We start from the raw sequence: 1753 nt of genomic DNA on the forward strand, positions 1-1753 counted from the left end.
GTCCCCAACCGTAACTCCCCTCCGGCCGTGCTACTGCGCGAGTCTTATCGCGAAGGCAACACGGTTAAGAAGCGCACCCTCGCCAACATCTCGGCGCTGCCCGCCGAAGTTATCGAAGGCTTGAAGGTTCTGTTACGCGGCGGCGTCGCGGTGGCCTCCGCCGAGGAGGCTTTCGTGATCGAGCGCAGCCTGCCACACGGACACGTAGCCGCCGTGCTCGGCGCGGCACGCGCCTGCGGCGCCGAGCAGTGGTTTGCATCGGCACCCGCTGCACTACGCTCGGTGGTGATGGCACTTCTAGTGGCGCGGGTGGTTTCGCCTGCATCCAAGCTCGCCACCCATCGCATGTTGTGCGCACAGACCGCGACTCACTCGCTGTCGCGACTGCTGAAGTTGGACGATATCGAACTCGATCAGCTTTATGCCGCGCTCGATTGGCTCGGCGAAGCGCAGGAAGGCATCGAGAAGCGACTTGCCCAGCAGCATCTGAGCGGCAGCATGCTGGTGCTTTATGACCTCACCTCCACGTGGCTGACCGGACGCTGCTGCGAGCTCGCCGCGCACGGTTATAGCCGCGATGGCAAGCGCGACGATCCGCAAATCGTGTTCGGCTTGATCTGCACGAGCGACGGTTGTCCGGTGGCCGTCGAAGTCTTCGCTGGCAATACTGCTGATCCCGCTACCGTGGCCTCGCAGGTGGACAAGCTCAAGCACCGCTATGGCATCGAGAAGCTCGCCTGGGTGGGCGATCGGGGCATGCTCACGCAGGCGCGCATCGACACGGTCTTGCGCCCGGCGGGTCTTGACTGGGTGAGCAGCCTGCGCGCGCCGCAAATGGCCGCACTCGCTCAGGACAAGGGACCCTTCCAGCCCTCGCTATTCGATGAGCGCAATCTGCTGGAGGTGACCAGTGAGGCGTTTCCCGGTGAGCGACTCATCGTATGCCGCAATCCGCTATTAGCCGAGGAGCGTAGTCGCAAACGCGAGGCGCTGCTGCAGGCCACTGAAGCCGAATTGATGAAGATCGCCGAGGCAACCAAGCGCATGCGTAATCGACTCAAGGGCATCGAAGCGATTGCTTTGCGCGTGGGCCGCATCATCGATCATTTCAAGATGGCCAAGCATTTCGAGTTGAACATCACCGACTCGAGCTTTACGTGGCTGCGTAAGTCCGAACAGATCCAGCAAGAGGCCGCGCTTGACGGCCTGTATGTGGTGCGCACGAGTCTATCGGCAACGGAGCTGCCCGCCGAGGCGGCCGTGACGGCCTACAAAGGACTAGCGGTCGTGGAGCGCGCTTTCCGTTCGCTTAAGACGGTCGATTTGCAGGTGCGCCCAGTATTCCACTGGAACGCCCAACGAGTGCGCGCGCACGTCTTTCTATGCATGCTTGCCTATTACGTCGAGTGGCACATGCGCGAGACCTTAAAGCCGATGCTGTTCGATGACGAATATATCGAATTCGCGCGTGCAACGCGGGTCTCACCAGTGGCTAAAGCACGGCGCTCGGATCACGCGAAAGCCAAGGATGCCACCCGGCTTAGCGAGGACGGCTTGCCACTCCATAGCTTTCGCACGTTGCTCGATGATCTGGCCACGCTTGCATACAACGTCTGTCACACCCCTCTCAATCCGCAAGCGAAGATCGTCATGATCACACGGCCGACTCCGGTACAAAAAAAGGCCTTCCACCTGCTCAACGTCAGCCCCGCAATCTGTACCCAGTAATCGTCTCGTTCACGCACGCATAACC

1 protein-coding gene is annotated in these 1753 nt (G+C 61.0%); it reads left to right on the forward strand.

Annotated elements, in window-relative coordinates:
* Window positions 1-1728 (forward strand): IS1634 family transposase (locus AWB78_RS42400; RefSeq protein ID WP_074173740.1); only part of this gene is annotated, 1728 nt, incomplete at its 5' end.
* Window positions 1729-1753 lie beyond the last annotated feature (25 nt).

Origin of the sequence: Caballeronia calidae, from assembly GCF_900044055.2 — a bacterium.
GTDB classification, from domain to species: domain Bacteria; phylum Pseudomonadota; class Gammaproteobacteria; order Burkholderiales; family Burkholderiaceae; genus Caballeronia; species Caballeronia calidae.